Here is a 21,355-nt window from a genome sequence, read left to right on the forward strand (position 1 = left end):
CGGGGCCGCTTTCCGCTTTTGAAAGGCTAACGATGTCCTGGACAGACGAGCGCGTAGAACTGTTGAAGAAGATGTGGGGCGAAGGCCAGTCGGCCAGCCAGATTGCCAAGGAACTGGGTGGCGTGACCCGCAATGCGGTGATCGGCAAGGTGCACCGCCTGGGCCTGTCCAACCGGACGGCAGGCGCATCCCCGGCCAAGGCGGAACCGAAAGAAAAACCGGCGCCTGCCCCCAAGGCCGAGGCCAAACCCAGACCTGCGCCCAAGACCGAACCGGCGCGCCCGGCCCCTGCCCCGACCTCCGAGTCAAAACCGGTCGTTCCGGCCCGCCGTCAGATCATCCCCGCCGGTCAGCCGCTGCCACCGCAACCGTCGGCCAATGAGATCAGCCCCGAAGCGCTGGCCAAGGTCAACGAGATAGAGAAAAAGGCCAAGAAGCTGACTCTGATGGAATTAACCGAGAAAACCTGCAAGTGGCCCGTGGGCGACCCCGCGACCGAGGATTTCTGGTTCTGCGGCCTTCCGGTTGAGGCAGGCAAACCCTATTGCGAGGCACATGTGGGCGTGGCGTTCCAGCCGATGAGCTCGCGCCGGGATCGTCGGCGGTAGAAGTTTAGTTATGCACGCCGGTAATTTCGGTGTGAAAGTTACAGTTTTTTCTGACTACCCACCCGTCGCAAGACAGGTGGGTGGTAATTTTTTGACTAGAGAGATTTCGCTTTTCAGCCAGACCTAAAATACAAAGCACTGTTCTGTGCGTATGCTGCGTTGATCTTTGCTGCCTACATACAGCCCTTAGACCCGTACCTGTTCGAAGCTGACACGGACAAGAAAGCTCGGCTATTGCTCTTTCAAAGTTTGTTTTTTTCTTTGTGGCTCATTCCCGCTATACCCGCAATCGTTGGAGGCCTTGCCTTGCTGGGAATGTTTCCGATCCCGCGACTTCTTGCCAGAATTCTTGCGGGTTTCTCAGTCGTTCTGGGACTTTTTCTGACACTGGCATCTGGCGCTTTTGGGCCCTTTACTGACACTCAGGCCCTGCATGGTGTGAGCTTGACCATTGCCCTCGCATCCAGCTTCCTGATCTGGTCTGGTCTCAATGGGAAACCACAACCTTCATGGGCGGCAAAGATTGGGATATCGGTTGCGACCGTGACTGCGCTTTGGTCTCTGTTAACAGTTCCGGTGGTTCTTGTTCAGGCGCGCACAATCTCAGACGGCGCACCCTATTGCATCGCCGAACATGCAGAGAATTCTCCAGTCAAAGCCCTGTACGAATTGCGCGGATTTTCTTTCTACACCACCAAGACCGGATACAAATCTACATCCGCGTGGTACTTCCACGGCCTGATGATCGTCGATTACCCTGAAGAGCAACGTGTCTACAACTGGTCACCACGAAGATGGCGTTTCGATCAGGTTGAACGTCCGGATGGATTTATCAAACCCGTTAGAAACGTTTGCACGCCAGCCTGACCCGTTATTGCGCCGGGTGGGACGGCAAGTCCGGCATAGGCACCCAGCCCGGCAGTTCATCTGGCGACACCGAGACATGCAGTTTCTCTGACCGATCCCGCCCCACTTTGCGGTGCTTGCGCAGCAGGAAAATCTTTCCCCAGCCACGCCACGTGCCGACTGAACGAGCCGACGTGTCTGTTGGGTAACGATCGCGCCACCCTTCGGGCAACGGCAAGCCGTGCAACTCGGCCTTGTCCAGCATCCAAACCAGAGAGATGTTACTAAGCGGACGCGCCTCTTCGAACCCGTTCAATTGGCCACCGACATCGCCATGTGTGCCGCGGAACCAGACCTGCTCGACATGACCTTTGAATTCGGGCGTACATTTCCACAAGACCGGCTCAAACACTTCGCGAGTCTCGTCCAGTGCCATTGCGTGGTACCCGTGGCGCGTCGCCGGTCCAAGCTGGTGGGAGTGAAAGGCGTGACGCTCTTCGGCCCAGCGCCACAGCAGCGGCAGACGCATGCCCAGCGCTTTGACCGTATCCCAGACGCCAACCATCTCAATCGCCACATCTTCGTGACAAAATTGCTTCCGGAACTCGGCCGCAGCCGACCCGCTGGCATTGCATTCATAGTGCCGGTAGGCCTGCTTGATATTGCGCACAGTGGCATGTTCGGCCTTGAGCAGACCGATCATGTCAATCACACCAGCCAAGCTGCGCACACCGTAAGCGCCGCGTGAATAGCCGATGAAATAGATACGGTCGCCGGGTTTGTAGCGTGAAGCGAGATAGCCATATGCGCGGCGGATCTGGCGGTTGATGCCCCGCCCCATCATCACGTCTAGCGAGGACTTCCAGTTTTCCCATTGCACACCAGATTCGTAAAAGACGGACACTTTGCTGCCCATTTCGCGGCATAGTCGCAGGGTCTGGCCCGCATGGGTTTCATAGCCCGGCTCCAACGTCGACATGGTGCCGTCCAAGATAATCACGTGGCTGACGGGCTCGCGGTGAAGCGCCTCGGCGGAATGCTCGGACCGTAAGGGCCGTCCGAGCCATCCCAGTACCTTTCTACTCAGCCGCGACAGAACCATGCGTCAGCAATTCCCATACTCTGTGAGGTGTGAAAGGCATATCCGCCTGCCGCACCCCATGATCCCAGAGCGCATCCTGAACCGCGTTTGCCACAGCAGCCAGCGCGCCCACTGTGCCGGCCTCACCACATCCTTTCATCCCCATCGGGTTGGAGGTTGACGGAACCGGCGCCGAGGTAAACTTAATCATGGGTATGTCCGCTGCACGGGGCAAGGCGTAATCCATAAACGAAGCCGTGAGCAGTTGTCCGTGATCGTCATGCACCACACGTTCATCCAAGGCTTGACCGATGCCTTGCACCACCCCGCCATGCACCTGCCCTTCGGCCAGCATCGGATTGATAAGGTTACCAAAATCATCAACCACAGTATAGCGGTCCACCCATGTTTTGCCAGTGTAGGAATCGATCACGACTTCGGCAACATGCGCACCGTTGGGATAGCTGCGCGCATCCAGGTTGGCGCGGGCGTCATGCTGTAGCAGATCCATGCGCCCGTCGATGCGCGCCATCTCGGCTGCTTCGATCAGGGTCGGCGTCAGGTTGGAGCCCGGCGCTCGGAATGTCTCGTGGTCAAAACTCACATCACTTTCCTCAACCCCCATCTTATCGGCAAGATAAGGCGTGAATGCGGCGATCATCTTGTCAATCGTGGCCAGAGTTGCGGTGCTTTGCACCGTGACCGAGCGTGAACCACCCGTGCCGCCGCCATGGGCAAGCCGGTCGGTATCGCCCTGAATGACAATGACGTGGTCCATCGGAACGCCGGTCTGATCCGACAGGAACTGCGCATATACCGTCTCATGCCCCTGCCCGTTCGATTGGGTTCCAACGTAGAGATTCACCGTGCCATCCTCGCAAAACTCGACCTTCGAGTTTTCGGAAGGGTCCCCCAAAATACTTTCAATGTAGTAACAGAGTCCCTGCCCGCGGATCAGGCCCCGTTCGGCATCTACAGCTTTGCGGGCGTCAAACCCAGTTGTCTGCTCAGCCGCGCGGCTGAGGATCATGTCGAACTCACCAACATCGTAAGTTTCGCCAGTGGCAGAGGTATAAGGAAAATCGCCGGGGCGAATGAAGTTCTTGCGCCGCAATTCCCATGGGTCAACGCCCAGCTCGCGCGCGGCACGATCCATCGCGCGTTCAAGCACGTAAATCGCCTCGGGCCGACCTGCGCCGCGATATGCGTCGACCTGCGTCGTGTTCGTATAGAACCCTTCGACCCGCAAATAAGTGGTCTGGACGTCGTAGACACCCATCAACACCTTGCTGAACAGGCTGGTCTGGATCGCCTGACCGAAGTGGCTGTTATAGGCGCCAAGATTCACCTTGCTGTGGACGCGGTAGGCAATGATCTTGCAATCGGCGTCGAAGGCCAGCTCGGCCAGCGAGGTCAGATCGCGGCCATGATGGTCAGACAGCATCGCCTCGGACCGGTCGGACATCCAGTGCACCGGCTGACCCAACTTCATCGCCGCCACTGAAACGCAGAAATATTCAGGGTATGGCATCACTTTCATACCGAAACCACCACCGACATCCGGGGTCGTGACGCGTATATCGTCCGCATCCAGTTTCAGCTTTTGTGCCAGTTGGGACTTCATCGCCCAGACGCCCTGACCTCCGTAAGAGAAATGCAGACGCCCGTCAGACCAATCGGCCTGGCAGCCACGCGGTTCCAGCGAACTGATGATGACCCTGTTGTCGGCGACGTTCAGCGACACGGTATGTGCGGCGGACTGAAAGGCAGCCTGGGTCGCGGTTTCGTCGCCCAATCCCCAATCAAAAGCGCGGTTATCAGGTGCTTGCGTGTGTAAAGTCTCACCACCTGCGTCAACGTCCAGTTTGGCCGGGCGTTCTTCTGTATCCATCCAGATCAACTCGACCGCGTCCTGCGCCTGGATCAGTGTATCCGCAACGACAACCGCCACCGGCTCGCCCACAAAGCGCACACGGTCCTTGGCCAGCATGTGCCGGTCCGGCGCAGCCGCCTTGGACCCATCGCGGTTCTGCAGGACTGCCGCATTCAGCACCGTGTCGATGCCTGTTGCGGCCAGATCGTCCAGCGTCATAACCAGCCGAACGCCGTCGGCACCCCGTGCGGCCTCAATATCCAGAGACGTGATGTCACCATGCGCCACCGGACTGCGGTAGAAAGCGGCAAACAAAGCGTTCCCGGGCACCGCATCATCCATGTAACGCCCCTGCCCGGTCAGGAATCGTTGATCCTCGGTCCGTTTCACCGGCTGGCTTCTGCCGAACTTTTCCATGGGGTGGCCCTCCTGCGCGATCTCAGGGGCGAGCGTAGCCCGCGACCCGGCAATGTCCAGCGGGGTTCGCCGAAATTCGTTTGCGCGCAAAGGATGTTCGGATAGCCTTGGGCCATGAGCTGGACGCATGATACCGTTTTTCCCTTCTCTGCCCCGATGACCAGCGGGCAGACGATCACACATGACGTTTATGTCGGCGGTGAAGGCCCACCGATCCTGATCCTTCAAGAGCTGCCAGGGATCGGGCCCGAAACGCTGGCGTTGTCCGCAAAGCTCAATGCATCCGGCTTTCGCGTCTACCTGCCTCATTTGTTTGGAACCTATGGCAAGGTTGAAATGGCCAAGAACATGGCCCGGTTGTTCTGCGTGCGGCGCGAGTTCAACATTTTTGCCCGTGGCAGACAGAGCCCAATTGCAGGATGGATGCGCGCCCTGACCCGTGAGATCAAGCAACGCGAAAACAGCGCCGGTGTGGGCGTCATCGGCATGTGCCTGACAGGCAGTTTTGCCCTTACTCTGATGGCCGAAGACGCAGTACTGGGTGGGGTAGCCAGCCAACCTGCACTGCCAATCCTCGGGGGCCGTCATCTTCACATGAGCGCTGACGACGTCGGCGCGGCCTCTGCGGGTATGGCCGCGAAGGGCCCCGGTCTGGCGATGCGGTATTCAGAAGACAAGCTTGCACCCAAGAAACTGATGCAGGCGCTCAAACAGGCATTCGGCGATCTGCTGGAAACGGTCGAATATCCCGGCAAGGATCATTCGCTGCTGACGCTGAATTTCCATGATCCCGCCTATCAACGCGTTGACGCCTATTTCAAAGCGCGCTTTGGCATGGCTTAGGCGCACTAGGCCTTCCCCTTACCGCGCGCATTCGCTATTGCAGTCGCTGACCCGAATTTGTTGACGCAGGACGCATCCCATGGCGATGGAAAAGACATTCAACGCGGCCGAGGCCGAGGCCCGCATTTATGAGGCCTGGGAACAGGCCGGAGCCTTCAAGGCTGGCGCGAACCGTTCGCGCGATGAAAGCTTTACCATCATGATCCCGCCGCCCAACGTGACGGGTGCGCTTCACGTTGGACACGCGTTCAACAACACGCTGCAGGACATCCTGATCCGCTGGCACCGCATGCGTGGCTTTGACACGCTGTGGCAACCGGGTCAGGACCACGCCGGCATCGCCACGCAGATGCAGGTCGAAAAGATGCTGGCCGCCACCCAACAGCCCAGCCGCACTGAACTGGGCCGTGAAAAATTCCTTGAGAAAGTCTGGGAATGGAAAGGCGAATATGGCGGCACGATCATCGAGCAGCTTAAGCGTCTGGGGTCTTCCTGTGACTGGTCGCGCAACGCATTTACCATGGCCGGTGCGGCGGGCGATCCGCGCACGGGGCATGAGAACTCGGCCAACTTCCATGATGCGGTGATCAAGGTCTTCGTCGACATGTACGAGAAGGGCCTGATCTATCGCGGCAAGCGCCTGGTCAACTGGGATCCACATTTCGAGACCGCGATCTCGGACCTCGAGGTCGAAAATATCGAGGTCGCCGGCCATATGTGGCACTTCAAATATCCGCTGGCCGGGGGTGAGACCTATACTTACGTCGAAAAAGACGAGGACGGGAATATCGTGCTGGAAGAAGAGCGCGATTACATCTCGATCGCCACGACCCGCCCCGAGACAATGCTGGGTGATGGCGCGGTTGCGGTTCATCCGTCGGATGAACGCTATGCGCCCATCGTCGGCAAACTGTGCGAAATCCCGGTTGGCCCGAAAGAGCATCGCCGCCAGATTCCGATCATCACCGATGACTACCCCGATCCCGATTTCGGCTCGGGCGCGGTGAAGATCACCGGCGCGCATGACTTCAACGATAACATGGTGGCCAAGCGCGGCGGCATTCCGATGTACCGCCTGATGGACACCAAAGGTGCAATGCGGGCAGATGGTGCACCATACGCCGAAGCGGCAGGCAAGGCTCAGGAATACGCGCGCGGGCGCGAATTCACAGAGAACGAAATCGACGCGATCAACCTCGTGCCTGATCACCTGCGCGGGCTCGACCGCTTCGAGGCCCGGGCGAAGGTGGTGGAAGAAATCACCGCTGACGGTCTGGCCGTCATGACGCGCGCCGACGATCCAGTTCTGGGCACCAAGCTGGGCGAAGATGATGATCCCGCAGCGCAGGTGCCGCTTGTCGAGAGCAAGCCGATCATGCAGCCCTTCGGCGACCGTTCAAAGGTCGTGATCGAACCGATGTTCACTGACCAGTGGTTCGTCGACGCCGAAAAGGTCGTCGGCCCCGCGCTGGATGCGGTCAAGGATGGTACGGTCAAGATCATTCCTGAATCGGGCGAGAAGACCTATTACCACTGGCTGGAAAATATCGAGCCCTGGTGCATCTCGCGCCAGTTGTGGTGGGGACACCAGATACCGGTTTGGTACGGTCTCGACCTATCAGCAGAAGAGTTCATCGACGGCGAGAATGATGGCAATCTTGATTTGGTCGAGATGGGTCGCTTGCTGAATGAAGGTGGCATGCTGCACCGTGGCAATGTCATGGAATGCGCAGCGAGCCTTGCGGCGGTGACCGAGAAATTCCTCGACGACAACGCAAACATCCCCAGCCCACTGAGCCACGCGACTGTCATCGAGGTCGCCGACAAGCAGGAAGCGATCCATCAATTCGCCGAAAGCCTTGCGCAGTATGCAATCGAACAGGATCCGACCAAGCTGGTTTACCCGGTCTGGCGTGACCCTGACGTCCTCGACACATGGTTCTCCTCCGGCCTCTGGCCCATCGGCACGCTGGGCTGGCCCGAGCAGACCGAGGAGCTGGAACGCTACTTCCCTACGGACGTTCTGATCACTGGCTTCGACATCCTGTTCTTTTGGGTCGCCCGGATGATGATGATGCAATTGGCCGTGGTCGATCAGGTCCCGTTCCACACCGTCTACCTGCACCAGCTCGTCCGCGACGAGAAGGGCAAGAAGATGTCCAAGACCACCGGCAACGTCATCGACCCGCTGGAAATCGTGGACGAATTCGGCGCCGACGCGCTGCGCTTTACCAACACGTCGATGGCGGCGATTGGCGGCGTGCTGAAACTGTCGCGCGAACGCATCACCGGTTATCGCAACTTCGGCACCAAGCTGTGGAACGCCGTCCGCTTCGCCGAAATGAACGAAGTCTTTACCGACGCAGTGCCGCAGTTGGATGTGGCCGACCTGGAGCCCAAGGCCGCCGTGAACCGCTGGATCATCGGCGAAACCGCCCGCGTGCGCGAAGAGGTCGACGCGGCGTTGGAAAGCTATCGCTTCAACGATGCGGCGAACGGGCTTTATGCCTTTGTCTGGGGCAAGGTCTGTGATTGGTACGTGGAACTGTCCAAACCGCTGCTGCAAGGCGACGATGCCGAAGCACAGGCTGAAACCCGCGCCACAATGCGCTGGGTTCTGGACCAGTGCATGGTTCTGCTGCACCCGATCATGCCCTTCATCACCGAAGAGTTGTGGGGCCTGACCGGCAGCCGCGCCAAGATGCTGGTGCATGCCGACTGGCCAACCTATGCCGCCGCTGATCTGGTCGATGCCGACGCGGATCGCGAGATGAACTGGGTGATCTCGGTGATCGAGAACACCCGCTCGGCCCGCGCCCAGATGCGGGTTCCGGCGGGCCTGTACGTGCCGATGCTGGTGACCGAGATCGACGCGCACGGCCAGGCCGCCTGGGACCGGAACGAGGCGCTGATCAAACGTCTGGCGCGGATCGACAGCCTGACCAAAGCGGATGAATTGCCCAAGGGCACCATCTCGATTGCCGCCCCCGGAGCCTCCTTTGGCCTGCCGCTGGCGGATATCATCGACATCGGTGCGGAAAAGGAACGGTTGGAGAAAGCCAAGGGCAAACTGGCCAAGGAACTTGGTGGCCTGCGCGGCCGTCTGAACAACCCCAAATTCGTGGCCTCGGCCCCGAAAGACGTGGTTGCGGAAGCCAAAGCCAACCTCGCCGCCCGCGAGGAAGAAGAGGCCAAACTGAACGAAGCCCTCGCCCGGCTGGCTGAAATCGCCTGATCTTCATCTTGTCCTTAATGTTCAAACCCCCGGCCCCGTCGCTGATCCGACGGGGTTTTCTTTTGCACGATGGGACCTTGCCCGACCCTGCCCCCGCTTGTTAGCAATCTGCGACCACAATATTCCGAGGCCGTCATGACGCACACAGCCCCACCGATCCAGACAGTCTCGACCGGGCTGGTTGTGGCAATCGTCGGCTTCTTCAGCTCTTTCCCGATTGTATTGCAAGGGTTGGCGGCGATGGGCGCATCCCCGGCGCAGGCGGCGTCCGGATTGATGATGGCGGCGATCGCCATGGGCCTGACCGCCATTGTGCTAAGCCTGTGGTATAGGCAGCCGATCAGCGTGGCCTGGTCCACACCGGGTGCTGCCTTGTTGGCGGTGTCTGCCACACCGGCTCTCGGATTCGCTGAGGCGACGGGCGCGTTCCTATGTGCAGGGGCATTGACTGTGTTGGCCGGGTTGTGGCGACCTTTGGGGCGGTTGGCCGCGGCGATACCTACGACTCTGGCGCAGGCCATGTTGGGGGGCGTGTTGCTGCCGCTTTGCATACTACCCTTTCAGGCGGCGGTCGAGCTGCCATGGCAAGCCTTGCCGGTGATCCTGACTTGGTTCATCGCCGGCCGGATCAACCGCCTGTTTGCCGTTCCGGCTGCGGTTGTAGCAGCGGCAGCCGTCGTGGTTTTGAACGCCGGGGACGCGTCGCTGACACCGACGCAATGGATCGCGGCTCCGGTCTGGACCACGCCCAACTTCTCTGTGGCTTCGGTCATCGGAATTGCCGTGCCGCTGTTCATTGTCACGATGGCGACTCAGAACATCCCCGGAATCGCGGTGATCCGCAGCTTTGGTTATGCGCCGCAGACAGGCAAGCTGTTCTCGGCCGTAGGCATTTCCAGCATCTTGTCCTCTCCGTTCGGTGCGCCCGCAACCTGTCTTGCCGCTATCACTGCGGCGATGTGTTCCAACAAAGACAGCCATCCAGACCCCAAACAACGCTACTGGTCCGCGATAATGGGTGGGGTATTCTATTGCCTGTTCGGAGTGTTCGCCGTGGCAATCACCGGGTTCGCAATTCATGCCGATCCACTGTTGATGGGCACGCTGACCGGTGTTGCACTGATCGGAGTGATGGCCAATGCCACTTCAGCGGCGCTGGAAGTTCCAGCCGAGCGCGAAGCGGCCATCCTGACCTTTGCCATCACTGCATCCGGCATTACCGCGTTTGGACTCGGCGCGGCTGTCTGGGGTCTGTTGGCGGGTGGCATTGCCTATCTGGTTACGCAACGCGTCAGATAGCCGGTTTCAACCTCCCTGCGGATCACGTATGAAGAGGCTATGTTTGGAGCGCTGGGAAAACTGGTCGAGCGCCAGATCAAGAAAGCCCAGGCCGAGGGTCAGTTGCAGGGCCTCGAGGGCGAAGGCCAACCGCTGCCTGACCGGTCATCCGAGGCATTGAGCGACCCGGCCACCGCCGCCGGCCATCGGATCATGGCCCAGGCAGGTGTTTTGCCAGAAGAATTCGACATCAAAAAGCAGCTCGATATCGCGAGACGGGACTACGCGACCCTGACGGACCCCGCCGAGCGTAAGGCAGCCATGGCTCGCATCGCCGATCTGGAGATGCGCTACAACATGGCCCGCGACGCACGGCGGTCTTTTATGCGGTGATCATTTGAATTCAGGCTTGCGGCCCTGCATCTGCGCCATCACCACTTCCATTTGATCAGGCTTGCCGATCAATTCCACCTGTTCAGCGGATTCCGCCATCAGAACGTCTGCGCGTGCCTGAGTTTCGGCGACTTCGATCAATCGCTTGGCGGCACGGATGGCCGAAGGGCTTTGGCCGGCGATGTTCTCGGCGATGGCAAGCGCCTCGGTCAATGGGTCATCGGACAGCTGCGTGACAAGGCCCCAATCGGCCGCCTGCGGCGCGCCGATTGGGCGGGCTGTGTAAGTCAGCAGGCGCAGCACGTCCGAGCGGACCAGCCGAGGCAGCAGAACCATGCCACCCATGTCGGGGATGATGCCCCATTTCATCTCCATCACGGCCAGTTTCGCCTCGGGATGCGCGATACGGATATCCGCGCCCAACGCGATTTGCAGGCCACCGCCATAGGCCACACCCTGAATTGCGCAGATCACCGGAACCGGAACGCGACGCCAGATCAGGGCAAGTTCCTGCATTTCGTTGGCGTCTTCATGACTGCGGGTCATCAGCCATTCCGTTGGGTCCATATGGGCCATCTTGGCAAAGCTTGCCATGTCGAGCCCGGCGCAAAAGCTTTTGCCTTCGCCGGACAGGACCACGGCACGGGCATCCGATGCGGTGACCTCTTGCCCGGCGGACAGAAGCGCCTTGATCATCGCATCATCCAGCGCATTCATCTTGTCGCCTCGGGTCAGAGTGACATGGGCAACGTGGTCTTGATAGGCAACGGATACGCGTGACATGGGGGACCTCCCGAAATTCAATTGCTGCAAACATGCCCGGACAGAGTGCGGAATACCACTGCGACGTCAGGGCATTTCGCTGACAGGCATTCGTCCGAACCACGGGGAATCGAGGGTCATGACATAGAACTGATCGCCTACGATCTTGCCTCCGGTCGTGATGCCCAAGCGGCCTTCCGGGTCCTGTAGCGTGCGCAGGATCGTACCGTCGCTATCAAACTGCACCATCATGCCGCGATGGATTGGTGCGGGGCGTACTGCCGGACCCAACCGCCAGATCACCTTGCGCAGGAACGGGTACGCCATCAGTGCCTCGGACGGGACCCGCGGGCTGGCGAAGGCCATCCAATAGGTGCCGTCACCCTGAGCCTCGAGGTTGTCAGGATAACCGGGCAGGTTTTCCAACAGGATCTCTTGTTGCCCTGCTTTTTGTCCGGTCAGCCACAGCTTGAGCACGCGCGCGCGACCTGTTTCCGCGATCAGCAGAAAATCCTCATCAGGTGAAAGCGCGACACCGTTGGTATAGACAAAACCCTCGGCGATCTTCTGGGTGCGGCCATCGGCTGTGCGACGCGCGACGTAACCTGTATCGGACTGTTCCCAGATGGTGAGGACAGAGGTCGGTTTGGTCCCGCCCATGGTTTCCGGGTCGAAGCGGTCAGATGAATTCGAGAAGTAAATCGTGCCATCCTGCGCCACATCCAACTGGTTCGCGTAGATCACTGGCGCACCGTTGATGTCACCCACCACCCTGTCCAACGTGCCCGGGCCAGTCCAACGCATTACGCCGCGAAAGCTGTCGGCGATGTAAAGCGCGCCATCCGGTCCGGCCTTAAGGCCCAGGGGACGCCCGCCAAGTTGGTCAACTGCAACCGGTTCCGCCGCGTCGATGCGATAGAGGGTGCCTGCCAGACTGGTCGTGTAGACTGATCCATCGGGCATGACGGCGATGTCTTCAGGGCCGATCTCTTCCCCCGGCAGGCGGATCAGTTGCGCTGCGTCCAGTGCTGTATTTTCGACGAAATCCCCAGTGAATCCGGCATCTTCCGGCATCTCGACGGCAACAGGTTCAACCGGGACGGGCCAGAATAGTAGATAGGCGAGGCCCAGGAGAATAACGGCAACGAAAATGCGCATCTGCGCTCCTTTTTCAAATGTCTTATCCTGCGCGCCAAAACATGGTGCGTGCTTGCTCATTGATCGGGCTTGGGGTTATCTGCGGACATGACCGAACCTCGATACACCCCGCTAGCCCAAACCCTGCCCGCCACCGTGCCCTTTGTGGGCCCCGAAACGCAAGAGCGTCAACGTGGCGCGTCATTTGTTGCGCGATTGGGAGCCAACGAGAGCATTTTCGGACCGTCCCCCCGCGCGATCGAGGCCATGGCACAAGCGGCGTCAGAGATCTGGATGTATGGCGACCCCGAAAACCATGACCTGCGCCATGCTTTGGCAGACCATCACGGCATATCGTCGGAAAATATTGTTGTGGGCGAAGGGATTGATGGGCTTTTGGGCTATCTGGTGCGGCTGATTGTCGGCCCCGGGGATGCCGTTGTCACCTCGGACGGGGCCTATCCGACCTTCAACTATCATGTGGCCGGGTTCGGCGGCATTCTTCACAAGGTACCGTATTCAGGTGATCACGAAGACCCCTCAGCCCTGTTTGCCAAGGCTGCTGAGGTCGACGCCAAGCTGGTCTATCTGGCCAATCCGGACAACCCGATGGGAAGCTGGCATTCTGGCGCGGATATTGTGGCCGCCATGGACGCTTTGCCCGATGGGTGCCTGCTGGTTCTGGATGAGGCCTATGTGGAATGCGCGCCAGAGGGGACGGCTGCGCCTGTAGGTATCGACGACCCCCGCGTTATCCGGATGCGAACCTTCTCGAAGGTCTATGGCATGGCGGGTGCACGGGTTGGGTATGCCATGGGCACGCGGGATCTGATCGCGTCCTTCAACAAAGTGCGCAACCATTTCGGCATGAACCGCGCCGCGCAGACCGGGGCTTTGGCGGCTTTACAGGATGGCGCGTGGCTGGAGCATATCCAAGCGCAGATCGCAGAGGCACGTGAGCGGATCGGCGCGATTGCCCGGGAAAATGGATTGGCGGCCCTGCCTTCGGCCACCAATTTCGTGGCGATTGACTGTGGGCAGGACGGGGGTTTTGCCAAGGCCGTTCTGGATGCATTGGTCGCGCAAGGGATATTTGTCCGAATGCCGTTTGCTGCACCTCAGAACAGGTGCATTCGGATCAGCTGTGGAGCGGCGTCTGATCTGGACGCGTTTGCCGCTGCTTTGCCCAAGGCGCTTGTGGTCGCGCGCGGACGGGCTGACTGATCCTTTTCCATACGGTCGGACAGCAAAGGGGGGCTGTCTGCCCCCCATCGCGCCACTGCGCGATCCCCCCGGGGATATTTTTAGCCAGATGAAGAGGCGGATCGCGCAGGGACCCCAATAGGGTGTCAGGCGGCCAGTACGGCGGCGGCGGCTTCGAGGGCACCCGTGCCACGCGGTATATCAAGTGCGGCCATGGCTGTTTCCATTCCACCCAGAATGGCCATCACCATCTGCCCGTTGACATGACCCATATGGCCCAGGCGGAAACAGCCGTCATAGTCCTCCATTCCCAATCCGATGCCCAGTGTCAGGCCCAACTGGTTTTCGGTGAATGCGCGCAGGGCTGTGCCGCGGCTGTCCGTCAGGCGCAATGCGGTGACGGCGTGGCTGCGGTGGGCGCGGTCAGCGACGTTCAGATGCAGCGCGCCGCCTTGTGCCCAGGTTTCGCAGGCTGCCCATATGGCCTTGGCCAGTCGTTCGTGACGGGCCCAGACCTGTTCGATCCCCTCTGCATGGATCAGGTCCAGCGCGGCGCGCAAACCGTAGAGATGGTGCGTGGGCGCTGTGCCGTTGAAATACTGGTAGAACAGGTCTGGATGGGCACGCGGTTGCCAGTCCCAGTATTGCGAAACACGCGGCATGGTGGCCCGCTTGGCTTGCGCCTTTTCGTTGAAGAAGACAAAGCCGGCGCCTGCCGGGGTCATCAGCCCCTTCTGACAGGCGGTGACAGTGACATCGACGCCCCATTCATCCATCTCGAACCGGTCACAGCCCAGCGAGGCGATACAGTCTGCCATCAACAGCGCCGGGTGGTTCAGATCGTCCAAAAGCTGACGCAATGCCGGGATGTCGTTGCGGATCGAACTGGATGTATCCACGTGCACCGCCAGAACGGCCTTGATCTGGTGGTTTTGATCCGCACGCAACGCATCTGCGATCCGGTCGAAATCCCAGGCGGACGAGCTGCCGAAATTGATCAACTGTACCTTTGCCCCGAGCCCCTCGGCCATTTCGGCCCAACCGTGGGTAAACCGGCCCGAGGCGGGGGCCAGAACGGTTTCGCCGGGGGCGATCACGTTGGACAGCGCCGCCTCCCATGTGCCGTGGCCATTGGCGATATAAATGGCGACGTTGTGTTTTGTGCCAGCAACCCGGCACAGATCGCGCGTCAGGCCGGGCATCATATCAATTAGTTCGCCATCATAGATGTTGGGCGACGGACGGTGCATGGCTTGCAAAACCGCGTCCGGCATGACCGAAGGGCCTGGAATGGCCAAATATGCCCGCCCCTGGGAAAGGGAAACTGTCTGTGTCATGGAGTCAACCTGTATGAATTGACGCCCACCTTAGCGAGGGGCCGGGCGGCGTCAATCCGCCAGCTTCGATGCCTCGCGCGCAAGTGTTTCGATCCCGGCCCAGTCGCCGTTTTCGACCATTTTCTTCGGCGCGACCCAGCTGCCGCCAGCGCAGACCACATTGGACAAAGACAGGTAATCGCGGGCGTTGGTTGGGGACACACCACCCGTAGGGCAGAAGCTGATCTGTGGCAGCGGCGCGCCGATCGCCTTCAGTGCAGACGCACCACCTGAAGCCTCGGCCGGGAAGAACTTCAGCATGTCATAGCCCTTTTCCAGCAACGCCATCGCTTCGCTTGCTGTGGCGGCGCCGGGCAGCAGCGGCAGACCTTCGGCCTCGCACGCCGCGAGCAGGACATCTGTGGCGCCGGGGGAAACGCCAAACAGCGCGCCGGCTTGTTTGGCAGCACGGACATCATCGGGTGTGACCAGTGTACCTGCACCGACCACGCCGCCGGGCACTTCGGACATGGCCTTGATCGCATCCAGCGCCGCCGGGGTGCGCAAGGTCACTTCAAGCGCCGGCAAACCACCTGCGACCAGCGCCTCGGCCAGAGGGCGAGCCTGAGCGGCGTCATCGACGACCAGAACCGGAACAATGGGCGCAAGTGCGCAGATTTCACGGGTGCGTTGGGTTTTGGACATCTCTTATGCTCCGAATATGCTGGCGCCTGCGTCGGCAGACCCGACATTCTGCCGGAACGCATCGAAAAGGTCGCGCCCGACACCGTGTTGGTTGGCTGAAAGGTCGGCGGTTGAGGGCACACGATCCAGAACGCCTTCGGTCAGGATTTCCAACTCACCCTTGACCGCATCAACGCGCAGAAGATCACCGTCTTGCAGGTAGGCGATGGGCCCGCCATCCAGCGCTTCGGGGCAGACATGAATGGCAGCGGGTACTTTGCCGGAAGCACCCGACATGCGGCCATCGGTGACCAGTGCCACTTTCTGCCCGCGGCCCTGCAAAATCGACAGGATAGGTGTCAGCGAGTGCAGCTCAGGCATTCCATTGGCCTTGGGACCTTGGAAGCGAACAACCACAATGACGTCATCGGTGAACTCTCCGGCCTTGAATGCGGTTTTGACCTCATCCTGACCGTGAAACACGCGCACGGGGGCTTCGACGACCTGATGTTCTGGCGCAACCGCCGAGACTTTCATGACAGCAGTGCCCAGATTTCCAGTCAGGCGCGAGAGGCCACCGGTGGGTTGGAAAGGGTCTTTGGCCGGGCGCAGGATCTTTTCGTTCAGGCTGTGACCCGCGCCGTCCTGCCAGATCAACTCGCCATCAATCAGCTTGGGTTCCTTGGTATAGTTGTGTAGCCCCTGCCCCGCGACGGTCAGTGTGTCCGGATGCAGCAAGCCATCTTCAAGCAGCGTTCCGATCGTGTACCCTAGGCCGCCGGCCGCATGGTAGTGGTTCACATCTGCCAGACCGTTGGGATAAACCCTTGCGACCAGCGGCACGACTGCGGAAATGTCGGAAAAATCCTGCCAGTCCAACACGATACCACCGGCGCGCGCCATGGCGATCAGGTGGATCAGAAGATTGGTTGAACCACCAGTCGCCATCAGGCCCACGATACCGTTGACGAAGGCGCGTTCATCCAGAATCTGACAGACCGGTGTATAGCTGTTGCCCAACGCGCTGAGTGACAGGGCACGCCGCGCGCCTTCCTCGGTCAGGGCGTCACGCAGCGGGGTATTCGGATTGACGAAGCTGGAGCCCGGCAGGTGCAGGCCCATGAACTCCATCAGCATCTGGTTGGTATTGGCGGTGCCGTAGAAGGTACAGGTGCCGGGGCCGTGATAAGCCGCCATTTCAGCCGCCATCAGCTCTTCGCGGCCCACCTCTCCGGAGGCGAATTTCTGTCGGACCTTGGCTTTTTCGTCGTTCGGCAAGCCGCTGGTCATTGGTCCTGCGGGCAGGAACACGGCTGGCAGATGGCCAAAGACCTGCGCGCCGATGATCAGACCGGGGACAATCTTGTCACAAACCCCGAGGAACACGGCCGCGTCGTACGTGTTATGGCTGAGCGCCACACCGGTCGCCAGCGCAATCACATCGCGCGAGAACAAAGACAGTTCCATTCCCGCTTCGCCCTGGGTGACACCGTCACACATGGCGGGCACACCGCCTGCCACCTGTGCCGTTCCACCGGCGGCGCGGATCGCGTCGCGGATCAGGGCGGGATACCGTTCGAACGGCTGATGGGCCGAAAGCATGTCATTATAGGCGGTGACGATGCCCAGATTGCCGGCGGTGCCGGTGGCCATCGATTGCTGATCTGCGCCTGCGCCCGCATAGGCATGGGCCTGACCGCTACAGGACAGATGCGCACGGGCAGGACCTTTGGATCTGGCCTGCTCCATCCGTTCAAGATGGGGGCCGCGCAGATCGGCGCTGCGGTCGATGATCCGTCCGGTGACATCGGAAATGACTGAGTGAACCATGATTACCCTCCGATCTGACGCCAGCGACGCCCATCGCGATGCATCAGCATCAATGCTTCTTCGGGGCCTGAACTGCCCTGATCGTATCGTGCGGGTCGATCACCCCGTTGTTCCCACCCCTGAACGATGGGATCGACCCAGGCCCAGGCGGCCTCGGCCTCATCCCCGCGCATGAACAGGGTTTGATCGCCACGGATAACATCCATCACCAGACGTTCATAAGCGTCCGGCGCTTGCGCTTCGGCCCCCAGTGCATCGGCAAAGCTCATGTCAAGCGCAACGTCCGACAGGCGGAAGCCCCCCGGCCCCGGATCCTTTATCGTGGTGCGCAAGGTGATGCCTTCATCAGGTTGCAACCGGATCACCAATACGTTGCCATGCAGCGGACCGACATTGGGGAAAATCGTATGCGGAGGGTCACGAAAGAACACCGCAATTTCAGATTCGCGTGCCCGCAGGCGTTTACCGGTGCGCAGATAGAACGGCACACCTGCCCAGCGCCAGTTACCGATATGAACCTTGAGGGCAATGAAGCTTTCGGTGCGGCTGGCGGGGTTGCCGACATGATCGACATAGCCGCCCTCGCCTTTTTCGGCCCGGTACTGGCCGCGCGCGATGTCGGACTGGGCAACGGGTTCCAGCGCTTCGATAACCTTGACCTTCTCGTCTCGCACCGCGTTGGGCGAGAATTTCGACGGCGGTTCCATCGCGGTCAGGCACGCCAACTGCACAAGATGGTTCTGGATCATGTCCCGCATCGCGCCGGACTGATCGTAATAGGCCCCGCGCCCTTCGACGCTTACGGTCTCGGCTACTGTGATCTGCACGTGATCAACATGGGTCGAATTCCAGAGTGGTTCGAACAGCGAGTTCGCAAAGCGCAGCGCCATTAGGTTCTGCACGGTCTCTTTGCCCAGATAATGGTCGATCCGGTAAATCTGATGTTCTTCGAAACAGGCACGCAAGCCTTCGTTCAGCGCCTTCGCTGAGGCCAGGTCGTGCCCAAATGGTTTTTCGACGACAATGCGGCTGTCCGGTGTCGCAAGGCCAGCGTCATGCAGCCGCTGCGCGATACCCGAAAAAAGGCTTGGACCAACGGACAAATAAAAGGCCCGCACGACGTCATCGCGCATCAGCTCTTTCAGATCAGACCACCCGACCTCACCCAGAGCGTCCACGGGCACGTATTCGACATGGGCAAGGAACCGATCCAATGTCTGTTGGGAAAAACCCGGCGCGAACTGTTGCATCGATTTGCGGACCTGATCGCGAAACCCGTCGCTGTCGATATCAGAGCGTGCCGTACCGATGATCCGCGCGGCGTCGGGCATTTGCCCGACCTCGAAGCGATGGTACAGGCCCGGCAGGATCTTACGCTGCGCCAGATCGCCGGTCGCGCCGAAAAGCACCAGATCGAATGGCTCTACCGGAATTACGCGTGAAACCATCACGGGCTCCTTTTGAGTTTGCCGATATCAGCTTAGCACGGCGTGAAAACCCGCAAAACCTGATATGTTATCGCTAACATTGCTTGTCTATTAGAAAGTCGCCCATAAAAAATCAAGCATAGTTTGACAAAACCGGCTCGTTTTGCGCATTAAGTCTGATTGCGCAGCCAATCCATCACCGCAGGACGCACGGATTGGTCGCCGCGATGGCGTGCATCAGCGATGATTTTGCGAACTTCCGTCAGGTTACACCGCAAAAGAAGGCTTTTGACCGGACCGATTGAGGCAGGGCGCATCGACAGCGTCCGTATCCCCATTGCCGCAAGGCACAACGCCTCAACCGGGCGACCCGCATCTTCGCCACAGAAGCTGAGCGGGGTATCCGAGATATCGCAGCGTTCCACGATACGTTCCATCAGGCTCAGGAAGCTGACATTCAGTGTGTCATAGCGACGGCGGACCAGTTCGTTCTCACGGTCAGCGGCAAAGAAGAACTGCTTGAGATCGTTCCCGCCAATCGAAATGAAATCCACCTCGTCAAAGAACTTCTGCGGCGCAAAGGCCAGCGACGGGGTTTCCAGCATCGCGCCCACTTCAAGCGTTTCGGGCAAGACATGGCCCAGTCGCTTTTCCCGCTCGATGGTTTTGTTCACTTCCCAGCGGGCTTCGCGATATTCCTCGGCCTGTGCGACAAAGGGGAACATGATGGTCAGCGGCCGGCCATTGGCCGCCCGCAGCAGGGCCTGCAACTGCATCCGCATGACGCCGCGCTTATCCAGACCAACCCGAATAGCGCGCCAGCCCAGCGCCGGGTTTGGTTCCGCCACGTGCTTCATATAAGGCAGAACCTTATCAGACCCGATATCGAGTGTGCGGAACACGACCCTCTTGTCCGCCGCCGCGTCCAGAACGCGCTGATACTGGCTGACCAGTTCAGACCGTTTCGGCATCTGGTTTCGGATCAGAAACTGCAGTTCCGTTCGGAAGAGGCCAACACCCTCGGCGCCCGAGGTGCCAAGCGACGGCAGGTCGGCCATCAGACCCGCATTCATCACCAGGTTTATCCGCGATCCGTCCCGCGTCACGCAGGGAGTTTCGCGGATCGAAGCATAACGTTCCTGCGCCTTGGCCTGCATCGCGATCTTGTCTCGGAAGGCACTGACCACGCTGTCTTCCGGGCGCAGATGCACAACACCCTGGTCACCATCGACCAGAATGTGATCTCCGTTCAGTGCCTCGGTGGTGATCCGGCCCACATGCACGACCAAAGGAATCGCCAGCGCTCTTGCAACGATGGTGGCATGGCTGCCAACAGACCCTTCTTCAAGCACGATCCCTTTCAGCGCCCGCCCGTATTCCAGCAGGTCGCCGGGGCCGATATTGCGCGCGACCAGGATCGGATCGGGTGGCAGATCGGCACTGTCGGTCTTGCCCTGCCCTGTCAGAATGCGCAGCAGCCGGTTGCTGAGATCGTCCAGATCCGCCAGCCGTTCACGCAGATAGGGATCGGTGACCTGCCCCATGCGCGCACGGGCCTGGGATTGTTCTTTCTCCACCGCGGCCTCGGCGCTGAGACCCAGGGCAATGTCTTCCTCCATCCGCCGCATCCAGCCTTTGGAATTGGCGAACATACGATAAGCTTCCAGCACCTTCAGCTGTTCCTTATCGCCGCCCTGAGAAATCTCGAGCATCTTGTCGACACCGACGCGCAGTTCTTCTACTGCGCCGACCAGACGTTCGCGTTCCCGGTGCGGGTCTTCGGCAATTGGATTGGTTACAACCACGCGCGGTTCGTGCAGCCAGACATGCCCTTCGGCGGAACCTTCCTGCGCCGGACCACCGCGCAACAGAACGGATTGCTGGTGCAGTGGCGACAAGGCCGCGCCCTCGCCGACAAAGGCACCCAATTCGGCCATTTCGGCCAACACCATGGCCACCACTTCAAGCGCATAAATCTCGTCAGCGGTGAACTCGCGCGCCTCGCGGGACTGGACAACCAGAACACCTAGCTTTTCCCCTAGGCGCTGAACCGGCACGCCCAGGAAGGAGGAATATCGTTCCTCGCCGGTTTCCGGCATATAGCGGAAGCCCTTGGCCGACGGCGCGTTGGCGGTGTTGACAACCTTGCCGAACTTGGCAACCCGCCCGACAAGACCTTCGCCCATGCGCATCCGGGTTTTGTGGACCGCTTCGGGCGACAGGCCTTCGGTCGCGCAAAGCTCGAGCGTGTCTTCATCGCGGAACAGGTAGATCGAGCACACCTCGGCCCTGATACTATCAGCAATCAGGTGCGTGATCCGGTCAAGACGTTCCTGACCGGCGGCTTCGCTTGCCATTTCTTCGCGTAGCCGACGCAGCAGCTTGCGGGATTCTGTTTCCGTGCCGTCTGACATGGCCCAAC

16 protein-coding genes are annotated in these 21,355 nt (G+C 60.1%); 7 read left to right on the top strand and 9 right to left on the bottom strand.

The features are described from left to right. Positions 1-32: 32 nt before the first annotated feature. On the top strand, positions 33-608 hold the full coding sequence (locus D1823_RS09400) for a GcrA family cell cycle regulator (protein WP_117869672.1): 576 nt from the start codon (positions 33-35) through the stop codon (positions 606-608). Positions 609-914: 306 nt separating this feature from the next. Beyond that, the gene (locus tag D1823_RS09405; RefSeq protein WP_162896803.1) at positions 915-1,475 is read left to right on the top strand and encodes a hypothetical protein; all 561 of its coding nucleotides are present in this window, start codon (positions 915-917) and stop codon (positions 1,473-1,475) included. Positions 1,476-1,479: 4 nt separating this feature from the next. On the opposite strand, the gene D1823_RS09410 is transcribed toward D1823_RS09405, so the two are convergent. Both D1823_RS09410 and D1823_RS09415 read right to left on the bottom strand, forming a co-directional pair. Beyond that, positions 1,480-2,556, bottom strand: a complete 1,077-nt coding sequence (locus tag D1823_RS09410; protein ID WP_117869674.1) for a DUF2235 domain-containing protein — start codon at positions 2,554-2,556, stop codon at positions 1,480-1,482. Further along, on the bottom strand, positions 2,534-4,825 hold the full coding sequence (locus tag D1823_RS09415) for a xanthine dehydrogenase family protein molybdopterin-binding subunit (protein ID WP_117872813.1): 2,292 nt from the start codon (positions 4,823-4,825) through the stop codon (positions 2,534-2,536). The genes D1823_RS09410 and D1823_RS09415 overlap by 23 nt, the downstream gene beginning before the upstream one ends. A gap of 114 nt (positions 4,826-4,939) precedes the next feature. Between D1823_RS09415 and D1823_RS09420 the strand changes: the two genes are divergently transcribed. The 4 genes from D1823_RS09420 (at position 4,940) to D1823_RS09435 (ending at position 10,574) form a co-directional block, all read left to right on the top strand. Then, positions 4,940-5,668, top strand: a complete 729-nt coding sequence (locus D1823_RS09420) for a dienelactone hydrolase family protein (protein WP_117869675.1) — start codon at positions 4,940-4,942, stop codon at positions 5,666-5,668. A gap of 79 nt (positions 5,669-5,747) precedes the next feature. Continuing rightward, positions 5,748-8,903 carry a valine--tRNA ligase gene (locus D1823_RS09425; protein WP_117869676.1) on the top strand — a complete coding sequence of 1,052 codons (3,156 nt, stop codon included), beginning with the start codon at positions 5,748-5,750 and terminating at the stop codon, positions 8,901-8,903. 135 nt (positions 8,904-9,038) lie between these two features. Next, complete coding sequence (locus D1823_RS09430) at positions 9,039-10,202, top strand: benzoate/H(+) symporter BenE family transporter (RefSeq protein WP_117869677.1); 1,164 nt, start codon at positions 9,039-9,041, stop codon at positions 10,200-10,202. Between the two features lie 39 nt (positions 10,203-10,241). Continuing rightward, a complete protein-coding gene (locus D1823_RS09435) occupies positions 10,242-10,574 on the top strand; it encodes a DUF1992 domain-containing protein (protein WP_117869678.1) in 333 nt (110 codons plus the stop codon). On the opposite strand, the gene D1823_RS09440 is transcribed toward D1823_RS09435, so the two are convergent. After that, complete coding sequence (locus tag D1823_RS09440) at positions 10,575-11,357, bottom strand: crotonase/enoyl-CoA hydratase family protein (protein WP_117869679.1); 783 nt, start codon at positions 11,355-11,357, stop codon at positions 10,575-10,577. It lies immediately after the preceding gene. A 66-nt stretch (positions 11,358-11,423) separates the two neighbouring features. Next, positions 11,424-12,494: an SMP-30/gluconolactonase/LRE family protein gene (locus tag D1823_RS09445; protein WP_117872814.1), complete on the bottom strand. Its 1,071-nt coding sequence runs from the start codon at positions 12,492-12,494 to the stop codon at positions 11,424-11,426. Positions 12,495-12,581: 87 nt separating this feature from the next. Here D1823_RS09445 and D1823_RS09450 point away from each other — a divergent pair, with 87 nt between their 5' ends. Then, a complete protein-coding gene (locus D1823_RS09450; RefSeq protein WP_117869680.1) occupies positions 12,582-13,697 on the top strand; it encodes a pyridoxal phosphate-dependent aminotransferase in 1,116 nt (371 codons plus the stop codon). A gap of 125 nt (positions 13,698-13,822) precedes the next feature. Here D1823_RS09450 and D1823_RS09455 read toward each other — a convergent pair whose 3' ends face one another. The 5 genes from D1823_RS09455 to ptsP all read right to left on the bottom strand — a co-directional run bounded on the left by D1823_RS09455 (position 13,823) and on the right by ptsP (position 21,347). After that, positions 13,823-15,013 carry an alanine--glyoxylate aminotransferase family protein gene (locus D1823_RS09455; protein ID WP_117869681.1) on the bottom strand — a complete coding sequence of 397 codons (1,191 nt, stop codon included), beginning with the start codon at positions 15,011-15,013 and terminating at the stop codon, positions 13,823-13,825. Between the two features lie 51 nt (positions 15,014-15,064). Beyond that, a complete protein-coding gene (locus D1823_RS09460) occupies positions 15,065-15,697 on the bottom strand; it encodes a bifunctional 4-hydroxy-2-oxoglutarate aldolase/2-dehydro-3-deoxy-phosphogluconate aldolase (protein ID WP_117869682.1) in 633 nt (210 codons plus the stop codon). 3 nt (positions 15,698-15,700) lie between these two features. After that, complete coding sequence (edd, locus tag D1823_RS09465) at positions 15,701-17,506, bottom strand: phosphogluconate dehydratase (protein ID WP_254683699.1); 1,806 nt, start codon at positions 17,504-17,506, stop codon at positions 15,701-15,703. Positions 17,507-17,508: 2 nt separating this feature from the next. Next, the gene (gene zwf, locus D1823_RS09470; RefSeq protein WP_117869684.1) at positions 17,509-18,954 is read right to left on the bottom strand and encodes a glucose-6-phosphate dehydrogenase; all 1,446 of its coding nucleotides are present in this window, start codon (positions 18,952-18,954) and stop codon (positions 17,509-17,511) included. A 149-nt stretch (positions 18,955-19,103) separates the two neighbouring features. Beyond that, positions 19,104-21,347: a phosphoenolpyruvate--protein phosphotransferase gene (gene ptsP / locus D1823_RS09475; RefSeq protein WP_117869685.1), complete on the bottom strand. Its 2,244-nt coding sequence runs from the start codon at positions 21,345-21,347 to the stop codon at positions 19,104-19,106. Between the last annotated feature and the right edge of the window lie 8 nt (positions 21,348-21,355).

The sequence above is a fragment of the Ruegeria sp. AD91A genome (assembly GCF_003443535.1).
Lineage (GTDB): Bacteria > Pseudomonadota > Alphaproteobacteria > Rhodobacterales > Rhodobacteraceae > Ruegeria.